This window comes from Paraburkholderia sp. CNPSo 3281 (genome assembly GCF_024206515.1).
Classification (GTDB): Bacteria; Pseudomonadota; Gammaproteobacteria; order Burkholderiales; family Burkholderiaceae; genus Paraburkholderia; species Paraburkholderia nodosa.
The window spans coordinates 1-15942 of the sequence record NZ_JAMBPS010000072.1; the positions used below are offsets into that span (position 1 = coordinate 1).

At 66.2% G+C, this 15942-nt stretch carries 11 protein-coding genes, 1 tRNA gene and 2 pseudogenes; 4 read left to right on the forward strand and 10 right to left on the reverse strand.

Translation table 11 applies throughout. The features are described from left to right. The 4 genes from M3I56_RS36295 to M3I56_RS36310 all read right to left on the reverse strand — a co-directional run. A partial coding sequence (locus M3I56_RS36295; protein WP_254358082.1) for an acetylating acetaldehyde dehydrogenase occupies positions 1-516 on the reverse strand: 516 nt, incomplete at its 3' end. 13 nt (positions 517-529) lie between these two features. Next, positions 530-1318, reverse strand: coding sequence for a 2-keto-4-pentenoate hydratase (mhpD, locus tag M3I56_RS36300; protein WP_254358083.1), 789 nt, complete (start codon positions 1316-1318; stop codon positions 530-532). Positions 1319-1347: 29 nt separating this feature from the next. Beyond that, positions 1348-2292, reverse strand: coding sequence for a 3-carboxyethylcatechol 2,3-dioxygenase (locus M3I56_RS36305; protein WP_254358084.1), 945 nt, complete (start codon positions 2290-2292; stop codon positions 1348-1350). Positions 2293-2294: 2 nt separating this feature from the next. Then, positions 2295-4145 carry a bifunctional 3-(3-hydroxy-phenyl)propionate/3-hydroxycinnamic acid hydroxylase gene (locus tag M3I56_RS36310; RefSeq protein ID WP_254358085.1) on the reverse strand — a complete coding sequence of 617 codons (1851 nt, stop codon included), beginning with the start codon at positions 4143-4145 and terminating at the stop codon, positions 2295-2297. A 191-nt stretch (positions 4146-4336) separates the two neighbouring features. Here M3I56_RS36310 and M3I56_RS36315 point away from each other — a divergent pair, with 191 nt between their 5' ends. From M3I56_RS36315 to M3I56_RS36325, 3 genes are all read left to right on the forward strand, one after another. Continuing rightward, complete coding sequence (locus tag M3I56_RS36315; RefSeq protein ID WP_254337365.1) at positions 4337-5140, forward strand: DNA-binding transcriptional regulator; 804 nt, start codon at positions 4337-4339, stop codon at positions 5138-5140. A gap of 129 nt (positions 5141-5269) precedes the next feature. Beyond that, positions 5270-5346 (forward strand) — tRNA-Val (locus tag M3I56_RS36320). A 213-nt stretch (positions 5347-5559) separates the two neighbouring features. Continuing rightward, positions 5560-6522 (forward strand): TauD/TfdA family dioxygenase, encoded by a 963-nt coding sequence (locus M3I56_RS36325; RefSeq protein WP_254358086.1) that lies wholly within the window; start codon positions 5560-5562, stop codon positions 6520-6522. A 28-nt stretch (positions 6523-6550) separates the two neighbouring features. On the opposite strand, the gene M3I56_RS36330 is transcribed toward M3I56_RS36325, so the two are convergent. After that, the gene (locus M3I56_RS36330) at positions 6551-7798 is read right to left on the reverse strand and encodes a D-amino acid dehydrogenase (protein ID WP_254358087.1); all 1248 of its coding nucleotides are present in this window, start codon (positions 7796-7798) and stop codon (positions 6551-6553) included. Between the two features lie 167 nt (positions 7799-7965). After that, entirely contained in the window at positions 7966-9597 is a 1632-nt protein-coding gene (locus tag M3I56_RS36335; protein ID WP_254358088.1) for a methyl-accepting chemotaxis protein, read from the reverse strand. Between the two features lie 343 nt (positions 9598-9940). Here M3I56_RS36335 and M3I56_RS36340 point away from each other — a divergent pair, with 343 nt between their 5' ends. After that, positions 9941-11164 (forward strand): YeeE/YedE family protein, encoded by a 1224-nt coding sequence (locus M3I56_RS36340; protein WP_254358089.1) that lies wholly within the window; start codon positions 9941-9943, stop codon positions 11162-11164. Positions 11165-11270: 106 nt separating this feature from the next. Here the strand turns inward: M3I56_RS36340 and M3I56_RS36345 are convergent, their stop codons facing one another. From M3I56_RS36345 to M3I56_RS36360, 4 genes and pseudogenes are all read right to left on the reverse strand, one after another. Next, positions 11271-11858 (reverse strand): YSC84-related protein, encoded by a 588-nt coding sequence (locus M3I56_RS36345; protein ID WP_028207944.1) that lies wholly within the window; start codon positions 11856-11858, stop codon positions 11271-11273. A gap of 197 nt (positions 11859-12055) precedes the next feature. Further along, a pseudogene (locus M3I56_RS36350) lies at positions 12056-12817 on the reverse strand (DUF2950 domain-containing protein); the annotation flags it as partial. 90 nt (positions 12818-12907) lie between these two features. Beyond that, positions 12908-14242, reverse strand: a pseudogene (locus M3I56_RS36355) (DUF3300 domain-containing protein); the annotation flags it as partial. Between the two features lie 226 nt (positions 14243-14468). Continuing rightward, entirely contained in the window at positions 14469-15827 is a 1359-nt protein-coding gene (locus M3I56_RS36360) for a TAXI family TRAP transporter solute-binding subunit (RefSeq protein ID WP_254358090.1), read from the reverse strand. Between the last annotated feature and the right edge of the window lie 115 nt (positions 15828-15942).

Below are 15942 nucleotides of genomic sequence, written 5' to 3' on the forward strand. Positions count from 1 at the left end.
GTTGGCGCGCGTGCCGGGGCCCGCCGACTTGCTGCTGATCGACGCGACGATTTCGGCGTAGTGAACCTTCGCGACGCGCGACACCGCCGCGACCATCGGAATCGTGGCCTGACCGCCGCACGTCACCATGTTGACGTTGGGCGCTTCGATGTGTGCGTCGAGGTTCACGACCGGCACACAGTACGGGCCGATGGCAGCGGGCGTGAGGTCGATCACGCGAATCGACGGCTTGAACGTGCGCAGCAGCGCCTCGTTCTTCACATGCGCGCCGGCCGACGTCGCGTCGAACACGAAGTCGATGTCGTCGAAGCAAGCCAGGCGCGTGAGCCCTTCCGCACCCTCATGCGTGGTCGCCACGCCAAGACGCGCGGCACGCGCAAGACCATCGGAGTTCGGGTCGATGCCGACCATCGCCGCCATCTCCAGATGCTGGCTGTGGCGCATGATCTTGATCATCAGATCCGTGCCGATGTTGCCCGAGCCGATGATCGCGGCCTTGAGTTTTTCGGAAGCCATATGAATTCCTGTATCAGGCGGAGAAAGTCGCGCGAACGCTGCCGAGGCCTTCGATCTGCGCGGTGTACGTGCCGGGTTCCTTCACGGCGACCATGGGCCCGAGCGCACCCGTGAGCACCACGTCGCCCGCACGCAGCGGCGTGCCGAGCTGCACCATGCGGTCGGCGAGCCACACGGCGGCGTTGAGCGGGTTGCCGAGGCAGGCGGTGCCGCTGCCGCGCGAGAGCACTTCGCCGTCGCGCGAGAGTTCCATCGCGCAGGCGGTCAGGTCGATTTGCGGGAGCGGCACCGGGCGGCTGCCCACCACGAAGCGTGCGCTCGAGGCGTTGTCGGCCACCGTATCGACAAAGCGGATGTCCCAGTTCTGGATGCGGCTGTCCACCACTTCGATAGCCGCAAGCGCATACGCGCTGGCGCGCAGGATATCGACGAAGGTGTGCTTTTCGAACGTGAGGTCGTGCTCCAGCACGAGCGCGATTTCCGCTTCCACCTTCGGCTGGATCAGTTGCGAGAGCGGAATCGCTTGCGCATCGCCGTAAGCCATCGAAGCGAACAGCGCGCCGAAGTCAGGCTGATCGACGCCAAGCTGCTTTTGCACGGCGAGCGACGTGAGGCCGATCTTGCGGCCCACGATGCGCTCGCCGTTCGCCACGCGCAGATCGACGTTGGCTTGCTGAACGGCGTAAGCGGTGGCGATATCGTCCAAAGCGATCTCGCCACGCACTGGTTCGATCACGTTGCGAGAGGCTTCGGCTTCGTGCAGGCGCGCGGCCAGCGCCGCGACGAGTTTCGAATCTGACATGTTGATTCTCCGGAGTCCGTACTGTTCTGTCAAGCCGCGTCGGGCATGCCATGCATGGTGGCGAAACCCGCAATCCACTCGGGAATTTCGCGGTAGTAATCGAGCGAAGCGCGATACGGGCCGTAAGCGGCCAGCACGCCGAATGCCGCGACCCACGTGCGGATCTCGTGCGCCGACTTGCCGCCGTCGCGCGTAATGGCCGCGTTGGTCATACCGTCCACGGAAGTCAATTCGCCCGACTCGAGGCGCGCGAGGAATGCGCGGTCCCACTCGGGGTTGAGCGGATGCAGATGGCTGTCGCCCGCCGTGAACGACTTCGCCGCGGCCACGGTGCGCGCCTGGCGCGCGGCGCGCGAATCCGCCGAGGGGTTGCGGCCCGCGATCAGGCGTTCGGCCACTTCCGGCGTCGCGCCTAACAGTTCCGGCACCGGCGGTTCGTGTGAAATGCCGCCCGAGCCCACCACGAGCACGCGCTTGTCGCTGCGCGAGAAGAAGCGGCCAATCGCATCGCCGAGCAGACGCGCGCGGCGCAGCGTCGCCATGGGCGGCGCCACGGAGTTGATGAACACCGGAATCACCGGGTAGCGGTCAAGGCCGCCCGTGAGCACTTCCAGCGCCTGCGCGCAGCCGTGATCGACCTGCATGCGGTACGAGAGCGCCACGTCGATATCGGCGTCGAGCACGTTTTCGGCGAGCTTGTGCGCAAGGGCTTCGGGCACCGGCAGCGTACCGGCCATGCTCTTGAAGTCGCCGATGGCCTCGGCACGCGCGCCGATGCAAAACGGCGGCATCACGTCATAGAAGAAACCGTTGAAGTGATCGGGGGCGAACGCCACGATCACATCGGGGTTGAAGGCCTCCACGCGCTCGCGCGCGGCGCGGCCGACCCGTTCGACTTCCGCCACCACGTCAGGCAGCGGATCGAAATAGCCATGCAACGGCGTATGCGACAGACATTCGAGGTGAATCGGCATGCTCATGCTCCTGCTGTGCGCGCAACGGCCACGCCGCGCACGGGACGGTGTTGCGGGGCAGCGGCGCTCGCCCCATGCGAGGCGGCGTCAGTCATGCCGAGCTTGCCCGCGAGTTCGACGATCGAGTCCGATACCTGTTGCGGCGTGCACACGCCCGCGACGAAGCGGTCCGGACGCAGCAGCAGGACGGATTCGGGCAGACGGCTGAACCACTCCTTCAGGCGCCCCTGCACGTCACCGAGCGCGAGCACGCCCTCGGGCACGTCGTCGGCGTAGTCGAGTTGCACATCGGGCTTCGCAAAGACGAAGCGCGCGCCAAGGCACTCCCACAGCGCGCGAGCTTGCGGCGTGAGGCCGAAGGTCGGGTCCGCGCCCCAGGCGAGCACCGCGAAGCCGTTGCCGATCGCGTCATCGAGGCGCACCACGCGGCCATCGGCAAGACGCACGCGCGGCTGGATGAACATGCGGCCCACGGGCGAGGCCGCGAGCGGATCGCGACCATACGCGAGGCGCCCGATCAGCGAGTCGCGCTTCTGGCTCATCAGGCCGAGCAGGCGGCCCGGCGCCGAGCTGCCCGAGCGCTCCAGCAGGCTTGCGAGCCAGCCGCCCGTCTTTTGCGGCGGCGGCAGCAGCACGACGCCCGCTTCATAGCGCGGCATCGGCTTGAAGCGCATTTCCACGAAGTAGCGCTTCACCGCGGGGAACACGTTCATGTAACGCACGAACGTGTCGCGAAAGCGCGCGCCGAAGCGCGTGGTGGGCGCGAAGATATCGCCCGCCACTTCGGAGAGGTGAATCATCGAGCGCGCGTGCGCGCGGCGCTCCACGGTATAGCTGTCGAGCAGGCGGCCATCGGCATGGCCCTTCGCGACCATCGCGAGCTTCCAGCCCAGGTTGTTCGCGTCGCGAATGCCGCTGTTGTAGCCCTGGCCCTGCCACACGGGCATGATGTGCGCAGCGTCGCCTGCGAGCAGAACGCGGTCCACGCGGAACGTTTCGGCGAGGCGCGCGTTGTGCGTGTACACACGCTTGCGGATGTAGTCGACCTTGTCGGGGTCCGCCACCACCTTGCGGATCAGCGCGGCCATGTTCTCGGGCTTCGAGAGTTCTTCCTCCGTCTCGCCCGGCATCACCATGAATTCGAAGCGGCGAATGCCGTGCGGCAGCGCAGCCGACACATACGGGCGCTGATGATCGCAATGCATGTAGATATGCGGCGAGCCGATCGGGTCGTTGCGCACGTCCACCACGATCCATTGATTCGGCTTCGTACGGCCTTCGAACGGCACATTCAGCGCGCGGCGCACGAAGCTGTTGCCGCCGTCCGCACCCACGAGGTACGCTGCACGGATCGTGCGGCGCTCGCCGTTCGCGTCGCTCACGTCGACCGTCACGCCCTGCGCGTCCTGCTCGAATGCGTTGACCGCGTGGCCGAACAACACGTCCACATGCTCGAAGCGCGCGAGCCCTTCATACAGCACGCGGTCGGCGAGCGGCTGAATGAACGCGTTGCGGCGCGGCCAGCCGAATTCGTCGGTGCGCGGCTCGATCGAGGCGAAGCAATGGCCGTCTTTCGTGACGAAGCGCATCCAGTGGTCGGGCGTGGTGTGCGGCAGCAGCGCATCGGCAAGACCAATGGACTGAAACACGCGCAATGCTTCGTCATCCAGACCAATGGCGCGCGGGTAGTCGATGATCTGGTCGAGCTTCTCGACGAGCGTGACACGCACGCCTTGCAGGCCGAGAATATTGGCGATCATGAGGCCGACCGGACCCGCGCCGATGATGGCGACGTCGGTGGCGATCTGGCGAGGGCGGTCGGTATCCGCCTCGTGGGCGAGCGGGGTGTTCATGTGTCTCCTTCTCGCGCGGCTTATGGAGCCGCTGCGGATGCTGACAGGGGTGCCTGAAAACGGATCACCGGGTTGGACGCTTTGTCACAGTGCGGTGAATGGAAGCGAGTCTAGGTTCCGCCCGATGCGCGCTCAACATTTTTAGAGAAATGTGCATAGAATGCACATAGTTGATTTTCAAGGCGTTTTTGATGACGAAGTATGCAAACGTGCGGGGGCTGGCGCGCGGCCTGCAGGTGCTCCAGGCGCTCAACGCCATGGAGAACGGGCGCGCCACGAGCCAGCAGCTGAGCGAAGCAACGGGCCTGCATCGCACGACCGTGAGGCGCCTGCTGGAAACCCTGGTCGAGGAGAAGTTCGTGCGCCGCAGCGCTTCCGACGACAGCTTTCGTCTGACGATGAACGTGCGCGGCCTGAGCGAAGGCTTCACCGACGACGAGTTGATCGCGACCATCGCGCCGCCGATCATGGCGCAAATGCTCCAGCGCACCGTGTGGCCTTCGGACCTCACGACACCCGATGGCGACTCCATGGTGATACGCGAGACCACGCACCGCTTCAGCCCGCTTTCGTTTCACCGCGCGATGGTGGGCCGCCGCCTGCCGATCCTGCTCACGGCGGCCGGCCGCGTGTACTTTGCGATGTGTCCCGAGGCGGAGCGCGAAGACATCCTGGAACTGTTACGCGCGGGTGCGGGCGGCGAGCAACAGCAAAAACTGGCCAGCGACACGGCCTATATCCGCAATCTCGTGCGCCAGACGCGCGCGGACGGCTTCGGCTCGAACCACGGCGACTGGGCGGACCAGCGCAAGATCGGTGCGCTCGCAACGGCCATCGAGGCGCATGGGCGCGTGCTCGCAAGCCTGAATGTGATCTACCTGGAGCAGGCCATCAATCCGGCGGAGGCCGTGCGCCGCTTCGTGCCCGAGTTGCAGCGCGCCGCGCAGGAAATGGTGACGGCGTTAGAGGCGCAGGAGGAAAATACGAAGCGTTAAGCTTCGTTCTCGCGCACGAGTTCAACCTGAGCCACCTTGCGCTCGATCCTATGAAAACACGGCGTTTCGCCCGATTCGAGAAAAGCGCTTGCAAGCGCGTGCGAGTGTCTCTATAATTCGCGCCTCGACAGGCTCGTAGCTCAGTTGGTTAGAGCACCACCTTGACATGGTGGGGGTCGTTGGTTCGAATCCAATCGAGCCTACCAACGAACATGCAGTAAAGAAGCTGTACCTTGCAGCATCTTGTGAATGACGCATTCCCTCGCGGGTCTGCGTCATTTTCTTTTGGTGCGTGCTAATCACGCACGCAGCTATCCATAGCGCGCCACCGCGCGCATAGCTTCGCAGAAATCGTCAGTTCTTCTCGCGGCGCAAGCCTGCTTGAATGGGCGTTCCACGTCCAGCCGAGGAGACTTTCGATGTCCGACGTTCACACGCAGCGCCCCGCCGTTTCCGTTCCGTCCGCGCATTTGCATGCCGGCACGAAGCAACACGCCGATATCGCACTCGACCTCCATCAGGTGGCGGGCCGCATTGGCGCGCGCATCGACGGTGTGCGCCTTCACGCCGATCTCGACAGCGCCACGTTCGACGCGATCAACGCCGCCCTGCTGCGTCACAAAGTGCTGTTCTTCCGTGGCCAGCAGCATCTCGACGATACCGCACAGGAAGCCTTCGCGCGGCGCTTCGGCGAAACGGTCGCGCACCCCACGGTGCCCTCGGTGGAAGGCGGCAGCCTGCTGGAACTCGATTCGCTGCACGGCGCGCGCGCCAACTCGTGGCACACCGACGTCACCTTCGTCGACGCCTACCCGAAAGTCTCGATCCTGCGCGCCGTGGTGATACCGCCGTTTGGCGGCGACACGGTGTGGGCCAATACGGCCGCCGCGTACGCGCAACTGCCCGAGCCGCTGCGCGCGCTCGCCGACACGCTCTGGGCGCTCCACACCAACGCCTACGACTACGCGTCCACGCACACGAATGCGGACAGCGCGCAGCTCAAGCGCTACCGCGAAGTCTTCACGTCGAAGCTCTACGAAACCGAACATCCCGTGGTGCGCGTGCATCCGGAAACGGGCGAACGCACGCTCGTGCTCGGCCACTTCGTGCAGCGGCTCAAGGGTCTCTCGTCGTTCGATTCGGCGCATCTGCTGCAAGTGTTCCATGAGCATGTCACGCGGCTCGAAAACACGGTGCGCTGGAACTGGCAGGAAGGCGACGTCGCAATCTGGGACAACCGCGCCACGCAGCACTACGCGATCAACGACTACGGCGACGCGCGCCGCATCGTCCGGCGCGCAACCGTGCGCGGCGAAGTGCCGGTGAGCATCGACGGACGCACGAGCGTGGTCGTGCGCGAGGAAGGCGCGACGCTGCAGTAACGCCGCGTTGATAAATCGGTGAGCGAGGTCAGCGGCCCGGCGCGAAGGCGTCGCCGTTGATCGGCAACTCGCGCGCCGCCAGCAGATCGGCGAGCAGTTGCGCGCTGCCTGGCGCGAGCGTGAAGCCGAGCGCGCCGTGCCCCGTGTTAAGCCACAGGTTGCGAAAGTGCGTGGCTCCAATCACAGGCTTGCTGTCCGGCGTGGCGGGACGCATGCCGGTCCACGTCTGAATGGCTTCGTAGTCGCCGGCGTCGGGGAAGGTTTCGCGCGCCTGGCGCGTGAGCAGCGCGATGCGGGCATCGTCGGCGTGCGGGTTCATGCCCGTGAGATCGACCATGCCCGCAATGCGCAGGCGCTCGCCGAGCGGGGCATAGACGACCTTGTGATGCGCATCCGTGACCGAGACGCGCGGCGCGCCCTGCGCATTCGCGTTGGGGAGCGTGAGGCTGTAGCCCTTGAGCGGATACACGGGCACGTGCACGCCGAGCGAGGCGAGCATCGGCTGGCTCTGGAAACCGAGGCACACCACGAAGGCGTCGGCTTCGATGTCGCCCCGCGAGGTCTGCGCGGCGAGCACCCGCGGCCCTTTCGTTCGCAGTCCGGAAAACTCGGTGTCAAGTTGCAGAGTCACGCCGTCGCGCTGCGCCGCGCGTGCGAGGCCGCGCGTGAACTGATCGCAGTCGGCGGCCTCTTCGCCAGGCGTGTGAATGCCGCCCACGATCCCTGCGCCGATATGCGCGAGCGCCGGTTCGAGCGCGACGCACGCCGCGCCGTCGAGCGCGTGCTGCACGCAGCCCAGGTTCGCCTGGTATTGCGCCTGCCGGCGTGCGCCCGCAAAGCCTTCCTCGTCGCGATACACCACGAGCTTGCCGTTGCGCACGTAGTCGAATGAAAGCGCTTCGCGCTCGACCACCTCGTGCATGAGACGCTGGCTCAAAAAGCCGAGGCCGAGCAGTTCGGCCGTGGTCGCGCGGCTGCGTGCGCGCGTACACGCGCGCAGGAATGCGGCGCACCAGCGCCATTGGTGCGGATCGAGCCGCGGCACGAAACGCAGCGCGGCGTCGCGCGAGAAGAGCCATTGCGGCAGCTTGGGCAGCACGGAGGGGTCCGCGAGCGGCGCGACGTAGCTGTAGCTGAGCTGGCCGCCATTGGCGTGGCTCGTTTCGCGCGCCACGTCGGCATGGCGTTCGACGAGCGTGACCTCGTGTCCATCGCGGGCGAGCGCGTACGCCGTGCTCACGCCAATCACTCCACCGCCCAACACGCAAACTCGCATGATCCCCTGTTCTCTTTCGCTGACGGCCACACCCTGACGGCCTATGCTGCCAGTCTCGCCGGGAACGATGGGGAACTCAATTGCGAATTGCGCGCGGGGGTATAACCTCAGGTTAAAACGGTCGGACGTTGTCCCTGCAACGGCAAGGACAACCCGCAACGGCTGGCTCAGGCCAGCGCCGGCGCGCTCCCGCGGGCCGCGCGCGGGTCGGCCGCCGCGGCATGCGCCGGGCGCGCACCGGCCTGCCCCGCGCCGCCCAGATTGAACACCGCCACGGCCTCACGCAGCAAGTCGGCCTGCGATTCGAGCGACTGCGCGGCCGCCGCCGCTTCCTCCACGAGCGCCGCGTTGCGCTGCGTGACCTCGTCGATCTGCGCAATCGCGCGGTTCACCTGCTCGATGCCATCGCTCTGCTCGTGCGTCGCGGTCTCGATCTCGGTCATGATCCCGCTCACGCGCGCCACCGCACTGCGCGCCTCGTCCATGGTTCGGCGCGCGTCTTCCACGAGGCGCGCGCCTGCGCCGACGGTCGCCGCCGAGGCCGCGATCAGCTCCTTGATCTCCTTGGCTGCCGTGCCCGAGCGCTGCGCAAGGCTGCGCACCTCGCTCGCCACGACCGCGAAGCCGCGGCCCTGCTCGCCCGCGCGCGCCGCCTCCACCGCCGCATTGAGCGCGAGGATGTTGGTCTGGAACGCAATGCCCTCGATGATGCCGGTGATCTCCGCCACCTTCTGCGACGAGGCCGTGATGTCGCTCATCGTCGCGTTCACGCGGGCCACCACGTCGGCGCCGCGCGTGACCGTTTCGAGCGCGCTCTGGGCGAGCCCGCTCGCCTCCTTCGCGCCGTCCGTGTTCTGGCGCACCGCCGCCGAAAGCTCCTCGATGCTCGCCGCCGTTTCTTCTAGCGCCGCCGCCTGCTGCGCGGTGCGGTCCGAGAGATCGACGTTGCCCGACGCGATCTGCTTCGCCCCCTGCGTGATTTCGTGCGTGCTGCCGCGCACGCGCGAGACGGTGCCCACGAGGCCGTCGCGCATGGTCTGCAGCGCGCCCAGCAGTTGGCCCATTTCGTTCTTCGAGCGCACCCGCACGTCCACCGTGAGGTCGCCCGCGGCGATGCGCTCGAAATGGCGAATCGCATGGTTCACCGGCTTGACTACGGCGGCGGCGAGCCCCACGCGCGCGAACACGCCAATCGCCACGCCCACCACGCCGATCAGACCGAACACGATGAGCGAAAGGCGAAAGCGCTGCGCGGCGGTGTCGGCGTCCTGCTGCTGGCGCGCGGCCTGCCAGCTCTCGAGCGCGTCGATCGCCTTCGCGTAGGCGCCGTAGTAGCGGTCGGCGGTTTCGCCCTGGATCGTGCGGAAGGTGTTGAAATCGTTGTCGACGAGCGACTTGTACTCGGGCTCGAGCGCCTGCGAGACGAGCGCCTCGCGCGCACTGCTTACGGCCTGGGCGAGGCGCGCCTCTTCGGGGTCGTCGAACGGACCGGCGCTGTAGAGCGCGAACTCCTTGTTCGAATTCACGAGCACCTGGTGCGCCTTGTCGAGCAAGCCGTCCGTGGCCTTGCCGACGCTGAAGAGCGTCTCGTAGCCGCCAAGCGCGAGGCGCACCTGGAGCAGGCGTTCCGAACTGGTCTTGAGGGCGTCGAGCGACTGCGCGCTGCGCTGGGCGTCGTGCAGGCTGTCGTTGGTGATCTTGAGCGCGCCATACGACACGCCGATCACCGTCAGCAGAAACGCGACGAAGATACCGATAACGAGCGTTAGCCCACGGCGAATGGTGATGTTTCCCAGCATGAGGTCTCCGTTGCGTTTTTTATGTTCCAGCCAGTGCGAATCCGCGCGGCCCGACGCGCCTTCGCACCTCGTCTCGCGTAACGGCAAACTGCGCGCGGCGCTAAATAGGGGAAATCCATGATGACCGCAGGGCTACGCGAGGGTTAGCGCCGATTCGTCCCACTGTCTGGGAAAGCGCCGTCTGGACGGACCGCCTGGACGGGATTTGCGGCGATCTCTCATGGCCCCGCGCGAGTCGCGAAAAGCCGGCCCGGGGGCTCGGCCAGACCGATTTGCGATTCGTGCTATCGTTTTGCTTTCGCCGATTGTTTTTCCTGGCGGCTTTCCAGGCTGCCCCGCTCCCATGTCCGACCTCTCCACGCCGTTCGCGCGCGCGCCGCGCCGACTCGACTCCATTAATCCCAGGCCGCTAGGCATCGCGCTGTTGCTCGTCGCGCTCGGTGCGGTGTATCTCGCGCAGACCGTGAGCGGGCGTCAGGCGGCGCTCTACGTGGTCGGCGCGCTGCTCGGCATGACGCTCTATCACGCGGCGTTCGGCTTCACCTCGGCGTGGCGCGTATTCATCGCCGACGGGCGCGGCGCCGGCCTGCGCGCGCAGATGGTCATGCTCGCCATCGGCGTGCTGCTGTTCTTCCCCGCGCTCGCGGCGGGTTCGCTGTTCGGCCATCCGGTCACGGGGCTCGTTTCGCCTGCGGGCACGTCGGTCATCGTCGGCGCGTTCATGTTCGGCGTGGGCATGCAGCTGGGCGGCGGCTGCGCCTCGGGCACGCTCTATACCGTCGGTGGCGGCAGCACGCGCATGGTCGTGACGCTCATCGCCTTTATCGTGGGCTCCGTGGTCGCCACGGCGCACATGCCGTTCTGGACGTCGATGCCGCAATTGAAGCCGTTCTCGTTCGTGAACGCGCTCGGCGCCGCGCCCGCCATTGCGCTCAACCTCGTGGTGTTCGCGCTCATCGCCGCGCTCACCGTGGTCGTCGAGAAGCGCCGCCACGGCCGCCTCGTCAACGAGCCGCGCGCGCCGCACACCTCGCCGTGGCTGCATGGCCCGTGGCCGCTGCTTGCCGGCGCGGTCGCGCTCGCGATCCTGAATTTCGCGACGCTCGCGCTCTCGGGCCGCCCCTGGGGCGTGACCTCGGCGTTCGCGCTGTGGGGCGCGAAAGGCTTCGCAACGCTTGGCATCGACGTAGCGAGCTGGAAGTACTGGATGGCAGGCCCGAACGCCGCCGCGCTCGCCGCGCCGGCGAGCCACGACGTCACCACGGTCATGGACATCGGCATCGTGCTCGGCGCCATGACCGCGGCCTCGCTCGCGGGCCGCTACGCGCCGGTGTGGCGCATTCCGCTGCGCTCGCTCGTGGCGGCCGTGATCGGCGGGCTGCTGCTCGGCTATGGCGCGCGCCTCGCTTACGGCTGCAATATCGGCGCGTATTTCAGCGGCATCGTCTCGGGCAGCCTGCACGGCTGGCTCTGGCTCGTGTGCGCGTTCGCCGGCAATGTGCTCGGCACGAAGCTGCGTCCGTTGTTCGGCCTCGAAGTCGAGCGTGTGAAGAATACGGGCTGCTGAGGCCGCGCGGCGCCGTCAGTTCGGGCCGCGCAGAAATGACGAAGGGCAAGGCTTGATCGCCTTGCCCTTTTTACATGATCCGGCGCTTTTACCGGAGCGCGCCGCCTCAGATATTCAGACGCGTGACCTTGGTGCCCGCCAGCGAGACGTCGGCCATCAGGCCCGCGTTGGTCAGCACGAAGGCTTCCACCGGGTGCGTGGCCGTGTTGGTGTCGATAACGCCGTTCGCACCCACGGTCACGAGCGCGACCGAAGCGTCGGCGCCGGCCGCCCAGCCGTCCGTCGCGCGGAATTTGTCGAGCGCGTCCTGAGTCATGAAGGCGAAAATGAGCGCCTTCGACTGAGCGCCGGCCTGCAGGCCGAACGAGCCCGACGCGGTGCTGTAATAGCCGACCGTGGCGCCGCCCACGCGCAACGCGCCCTCGCCATACTGCGCGCCGACGATGAAGCCGGCCTGCAGCACTTCGGGGAACACCAGCACGCCGCGCGACTTCGCGAGAAGCTCGTGCGAGCCTTTCACGGTCGAATACAGCCGCGAGAGAGTGCCGTCCACAGACGCGTCGATCGACTGCCGCTTGGACATATTCTGCGACGCCGTGGAATTCGAATTCGTCGTGGTGGTACAGCCCGCGAGCGTGAGACCGCCCGAGGCAAGGGTCACCGCCGCCGTTAGCATGAAGTTGCGTCGTTGCATTTGGTTATCTCCACACGAATGAGAGTGCGGGGAAGATTGAGCAAGCCACATGCCCGACCTCTCCGCTTCCGTTGGCCAGAGCCCGCATCGGGCGACAGCCACGTCGCCGTGGCTGGATTGTGCCCGAATTCCGTGTAAAGCGTCCGTTAGCGAGCGACGTCAGCAATCATGCCGCCCGACGCACGGCGGATCGCCGATCAGGGTTTGGTGGCCTGCCAGGACGAGTCGGGATCGAATGCCTTGATCGCCGCTGCCGTATGCGCGCCGTTCGGCCCGAGGTTCTTCTGATAAAGCTGGCCGTCCTGATTGATGATGAAGCTCATCACACCGGTTTTGCCGTATTGCGCCGGCCAGGCCACGAGCGCAAAGCCGCCGCTCAGGTCCCCGTTCTCGAGATAGCCGCGCGCACCGCCACTGGCGTGCGGCCCCTGTGCAGTGAGAATGCGGAAGTGATAGCCGTGATACCCCTCGGTCGGCGTGATCTTCGTGTTGCCCGGCATGGCTGCCGCGAGCGGTCCGAGCGGACTTTCGGTCTCGCCCGGCTCGACCGGCCAGTACAAACCGTCGTGCGTGCCCGGCGTGCTTACGAGGCGCTGCGCATAGTGCTGCGTGAGCTTGCGATAGTCGTTCTGCGCGTCGACGTAGGCGAGCGAGGTGAGCATGGCAGCACGCTCGTTGCGGCCAATGCGGCGCGTGAGAATTTCGCTCGCGCCTTCACGCGGGTCGAAATGCCAGCCCTTGCCCGACTGCACGATGGGGATGGGCAGCGTCCAGCCGCTATCGCCCACCTCGACGTGAGCGCTGGCCTTGCCGGCAACTGGCGTGGCGTCGGGGACGACGCGATGGCCCTTCGCCCAGGCGCCAAGGTAGTCGTCGATATCGTCCTGGCCGATGTTTTGCGTCGGGATGAACGCGGTGAAATCGTTGCCGAGCACATGCTTCATGGCGCCCTGGTCGTTGGTCGCGAGTGCGTCGGTGAATGCGTTCGCGGCGGCTTCGGGCGTGGCGAAGACGGCTTGCGCGTAGACGGTGGCACCGCCGAACTGGGCACCACCACCGCCATGGAAGCCGCCTCCGCCACCGCCGCCGGTGAAGCCGCCATGGCTCTGGAACGCGTCGCGGCTTTGCTGGCCGCGTTGTTGTTCGAGGCGCGCATTGGCGCCGTCGCCCGCGCCGCGTAACGCGTTGTCGCGATTCGTGCTCTGCACCCGGTTGTTGAGATCGTTCCCGCGGTTCGCGTTTTGCGCGCCGTTTTGCCCGCGGTTGTTCAGTTCGTTGCCGCGGTTTGCGTTTTGCGCGCCGTTTTGCCCGCGATTGTTGAGCTCGTTCCCGCGATTGCCGTTCGGCCCGTTGCCGCCGTTGGCATTCGGCCGCCCGCCTTCCTGGATGCCCTGGAGTCTCTGCTGGGCATTGCCGCTCATGTTCTGGCCAGTGCGATTCTGCAGGGTCTGCATGGCCTGCGTGCGCGACTGGTCGTAGCCCCGGTACTGGTTGCGCTGGCCGTTCAGGTTCGCGTTGTTGTAGTTCTGGCGGCGCTCGACATTGGCGTTGCGATTCCAGTTCGCCGTGCCGTTGGCCGAGTTGATGCGGTTGTTGACGTTGATGTTGTTGTAGCGATTGACGTTGATGTTCACGTCATGGTTGTTCCAGTTGAAGCCGCCCCACAACGAGTTCGCGACCGCGATGCCCGCGCCGAACGCGAGCCCGCCGACGAAACCCGACGCAATGGCGTAACCCGGAGGCGGCGGCATGTACACGGGCGGATAGGCCGGATACGGCCACACGCCATAAACCACCGTGGGGTTGTAGGTCGGCACGTACACCACCTGCGGATTCGCAGGCTCGATTACGATGGTCTGCGTAGTCGAGGTGCTCGAGGCCGGCTGGACCACGACCTTCTGCTGCTCGTTGGACTTGAGGTTGCCCGCCTTCTGCGCCTGCACGCGCAGGCGCTGCACCGAGTCCATCACGTCGTTGGGCTGCGCGAGAAACGCGTTGCCGATCTGCTGGACCCAGTCGGGCTTCGAAGCCATGGTTTCGAGCACCTGCGGGAACGCCACGAGCGACTGCACGCTCGGGTCCCACGGTTGGGAGGCCACGGCCTTCACGGCGTCGTCGCCCTTGAGGTTCGGGTTGGACTTCGTCCACGCGGCAGCGGCGGACACGTCTTGCGGGAACGTGGCGGCCATGAGCACCTGCGCGAGCAACGCGTCGGGATAGAGCGCGATGGGCGCGGTGAGCGAATCGAGCTGCTGGTTCGAGAGATGCGCTGCGTTCTGCGCAAGCGCGGCAGTGGGCCCAAGCGGCCCCACGAAGAGCGGCGCGCCCGCAAGTGTGGCACACACGAGCCAGGCAAGGCGCTGGCTTGCACCGGATGTTTTCACGTTATGGTCCTCCCGGTTACAAACAATGGTTCTGATACGCGCAGGGATCGAACATTCGCAAACCTCGAGCGATCCTCACCGTCTCGAAGCCGCGACGGCGTGGCTACAAAAAATAAAGGGACGAGACTCGCAGTGTCAACCGAAGAAGTGTTGCAACACTGCGATTAAGCGACGTGCATCAACGAGACGGAAACTACGTTGAGCGTAACAATATCGTGAATACGAATTAGACCGCGCTGGAGTGCGATTGCGACTCGCCGGCATTCAAGTGCATACGCACGAAACCCACGTGTTCGCGCAACACGTAAAACGCATCGGCGAACGCGAGCGGCATGCGCAGGGTATTGAGCGAGCGCTCGATCTCGTCGAGTTCTTCGACCAGCGCGCGCCGCTGTTCTTCGTTCGTATGCTTGAGTGCGTCGCGCTCGATGGCGATGAGCGCGCCGTAATAGCGATAAATGCGCGAGCGCACGCGCCAGCGATACAGCGCCGGTATCGTGCGCAACGCGGGAATCACGAGCACGGCCAGAGGCAGCAGCAGCACGAGCAGGCGGTCCGTCACGCTCGCAAGCCAGAACGGCAGCGCGCGATAGAGAAAACTCTTGCCCGACTTGTAGTAGCGCGTGGCGTCCTCGCTCACGCGAAAGTCGTGCATCGCCGGGCTCGGAAACTGGCCCTCGCGCTGCAGGAGTCCGGGCGCGCCGTTCACCTCGCCCGCCGCTTCGATGAGCAGATCGGAGAGCGCGGGGTGCAGCGTATCGCGCGCGACGAGTTCGACGGTCGGGCCGATCAGGTGCACCGTTTCGCGTGGCTGGCGCCTGCGCAGATCGAGCACGCCCGGCGGCAGGTCGACGTTCTCCAGATACGGAAAGAGCCGCGTATAGGCGGCCGCTTCGTCGAAGCTCATGACCGAGATGCCGGGGATGTCGAGCAAACGCAGCATGAGCCCACGCGTGGTCGAGTCGCCGCTCAGCATCGCCGCCTCGACGCGGCCGGAGACGAGCGCCGTGGCCGCGTCCATGCCGTCGAGCGGCAGGAAAGTGGAGTCGCCGCCGGGGTCGATGCCGTTCGCGGAGAGCAGCTTGAGGGCAAGCTCGCGCGTGCCGCTGCCCACGCGGCCAATGGCGATGCGCTTGCCGTCGAGTTCGGTGAGCCGCGTGAGGCCCGAGCCGCGATAGAAAACGACGATAGGCAAATAGGCCACGCTGCCGAGCGACATGAGCGAGCGTGTGTCTTCGCCGTCGGCGACGCCGCCCTGCACGAATGCGAGGTCCACACGTTGCTTCGGATCGAGCAGGCGCTGCAGGTTCTGCACCGAGCCGTCCGATTCTAGGATTTTGAGCTTCACGCCGTTGCGCGCGAGGATCGTGCGGTAGGCTTGCGCCATCTGCATGAAGGAGCTGTCGGCGGGGCCCGCGCTGATCGTGATCGTGTGCGGCGGCGCCGGGTCGACTAGCCAGAAGACAAGACCGACCACCACCGCGCAGAACAGGGCCACGGGCAGCGTGGTCAACGCGATATCGCGCCAGGCTGGATGCGCGTGGTCACGCAAAAAATTGGGCGGCGGCGGTCGATATCGTCTCATGAGAACCCGGCGGCAGAGCGTCAGACTCCTGCAATTCTCATGATGCCATTTTCGCGCCAGATCTGATCGCCGGCGTGGCCGCCTTACCCGGAGAGCTTACGAAATGTGTGTTTGC

Coding starts and splice junctions, on each gene's coding strand:
- M3I56_RS36315 (WP_254337365.1), top strand. CDS start 4,337: ATGACGAAGTATGCAAACGTGCGGGGGCTGGCGCGCGGCCTGCAGGTG.
- M3I56_RS36345 (WP_028207944.1), bottom strand. CDS start 11,858: ATGCAACGACGCAACTTCATGCTAACGGCGGCGGTGACCCTTGCCTCG.
- M3I56_RS36325 (WP_254358086.1), top strand. CDS start 5,560: ATGTCCGACGTTCACACGCAGCGCCCCGCCGTTTCCGTTCCGTCCGCG.
- M3I56_RS36335 (WP_254358088.1), bottom strand. CDS start 9,597: ATGCTGGGAAACATCACCATTCGCCGTGGGCTAACGCTCGTTATCGGT.
- M3I56_RS36340 (WP_254358089.1), top strand. CDS start 9,941: ATGTCCGACCTCTCCACGCCGTTCGCGCGCGCGCCGCGCCGACTCGAC.
- M3I56_RS36310 (WP_254358085.1), bottom strand. CDS start 4,145: ATGAACACCCCGCTCGCCCACGAGGCGGATACCGACCGCCCTCGCCAG.
- M3I56_RS36305 (WP_254358084.1), bottom strand. CDS start 2,292: ATGCCGATTCACCTCGAATGTCTGTCGCATACGCCGTTGCATGGCTAT.
- M3I56_RS36330 (WP_254358087.1), bottom strand. CDS start 7,798: ATGCGAGTTTGCGTGTTGGGCGGTGGAGTGATTGGCGTGAGCACGGCG.
- M3I56_RS36360 (WP_254358090.1), bottom strand. CDS start 15,827: ATGAGACGATATCGACCGCCGCCGCCCAATTTTTTGCGTGACCACGCG.
- mhpD (WP_254358083.1), bottom strand. CDS start 1,318: ATGTCAGATTCGAAACTCGTCGCGGCGCTGGCCGCGCGCCTGCACGAA.